Origin of the sequence: Burkholderia sp. Cy-637 (assembly GCF_011753175.1) — a bacterium.
GTDB classification, from domain to species: domain Bacteria; phylum Pseudomonadota; class Gammaproteobacteria; order Burkholderiales; family Burkholderiaceae; genus Burkholderia; species Burkholderia gladioli.
The window spans coordinates 1-1753 of the sequence record NZ_VWWC01000365.1 but is presented as its reverse complement, the minus strand read 5'-3'; the positions used below and the strand labels follow the sequence as shown (position 1 = coordinate 1753).

The window sequence follows — 1753 nt, the reverse complement described above, 5'->3', positions numbered from 1 at the left end:
ATCCGCCTTCGCATCGCCGGCCGGCACCGCCAGCCGGATGGGCCACCTCGACTGGCTCGAGGCCGAGTCGATCCACATCCTGCGCGAACTGGTGGCCGAATGCAGCAAGCCGGCCCTGCTGTTCTCGGGCGGCAAGGATTCGGTCGTCGTGCTGCATCTCGCGCTGAAGGCCTTCGGCCTGGGCCCGGATCGCCAGACCTCGCTGCCGTTCCCGCTGGTGCATATCGACACCGGTCACAACTACGACGAGGTGATCGACTTCCGCGATCGCCGCGCCAAGGAAATCGGCGCCGAGCTGGTGGTCGGCCACGTCGAGGATTCGATCAAGCGCGGCACCGTGGTGCTGCGCCGCGAAACCGATTCGCGCAATGCCGCGCAGGCCGTCACCCTGCTGGAGACCATCGAGCAACACGGCTACACGGCGATGATCGGCGGCGCGCGCCGCGACGAGGAAAAGGCCCGCGCCAAGGAGCGCATCTTCTCGTTCCGCGACGAGTTCGGCCAATGGGATCCGAAGGCCCAGCGCCCGGAACTCTGGAGCCTCTACAACGCGCGCCTGCACAAGGGCGAGCACCTGCGCGTGTTCCCGATCTCGAACTGGACCGAGCTCGACGTCTGGCAATACATCGCGCGCGAGCAGCTCGAACTGCCCTCGATCTACTACGCGCACCAGCGCGAGATCGTGCGCCGCAACGGCCTGCTGGTGCCGGTCACGCCGCTCACGCCGATGCGCGAGGGCGAGGTGAGCGAAACCGCCCAGGTGCGCTTCCGCACGGTCGGCGACATCTCCTGCACCTGCCCGGTGGAGAGCGATGCCGACGACGTCGAGAAGATCATCGCCGAGACCGCGGTGACCGAGATCACCGAGCGCGGCGCCACGCGGATGGACGACCAGACCTCCGAGGCCGCGATGGAACAGCGCAAGAAGCAAGGTTATTTCTGAAGCACGCGAGGACACAGACATCATGAGCATCATCGAGAACCACGAAGACCTCGGCGTGTTGCGCTTCATCACGGCGGGCAGCGTCGACGACGGCAAGAGCACGCTGATCGGCCGCCTGCTGTACGACAGCAAGGCCGTGCTGTCGGACCAGTTGTCCGCGCTGTCGCGCGCCAAGAACAAGCGCACCGTCGGCGACGAGCTCGACCTCGCGCTGCTGACCGACGGCCTGGAAGCCGAGCGCGAGCAGGGCATCACGATCGACGTGGCCTACCGCTACTTCGCCACCGCCAAGCGCAAGTTCATCATCGCCGACACGCCGGGCCACGAGCAGTACACGCGCAACATGGTGACCGGCGCCTCCACCGCGCACGCGGCCATCATCCTGGTGGACGCCACGCGCGTCGCGGTCGAGGGCGGCCTCGCGAGCCCGGCGCAATTGCTGCCGCAGACCAAGCGCCACAGCGCGATCGTCAAGCTGCTCGGCCTGCAGCACGTGATCGTCGCGATCAACAAGATGGACCTGGTCGAGTATTCGGAAGCGACCTTCAACCTGATCCGCGATGCCTACGTCGTGCTCGCGCAGCAGCTCGGCCTGGAGGGCGTGCGCTTCGTGCCGGTGTCGGCCCTGAAGGGCGACAACATCGTCACGCTGTCGGACAGCATGCCCTGGTACGCCGGCGAGCCGCTGCTCGACGTGCTGGAGACGCTGCCGGTGGCGATCGACGGCGGCGAGGCGCTGCGCTTCCCGGTGCAGTGGGTGGCGCGCCAGGACGGCAGCTCGGCCGACGATTTCCGCGGCTACATGGGCCG

The 1753-nt window shown here is 67.5% G+C and carries 2 protein-coding genes; both read left to right on the top strand.

Annotated elements, in window-relative coordinates; all coding sequences use genetic code 11:
• The first annotated feature begins 37 nt into the window (after window positions 1-37).
• Window positions 38-943 (top strand): sulfate adenylyltransferase subunit CysD, encoded by a 906-nt coding sequence (gene cysD / locus F3J10_RS35545; protein ID WP_167244041.1) that lies wholly within the window; start codon window positions 38-40, stop codon window positions 941-943.
• A 22-nt stretch (window positions 944-965) separates the two neighbouring features.
• A partial coding sequence (locus F3J10_RS35540; protein ID WP_205200601.1) for a GTP-binding protein occupies window positions 966-1753 on the top strand: 788 nt, incomplete at its 3' end.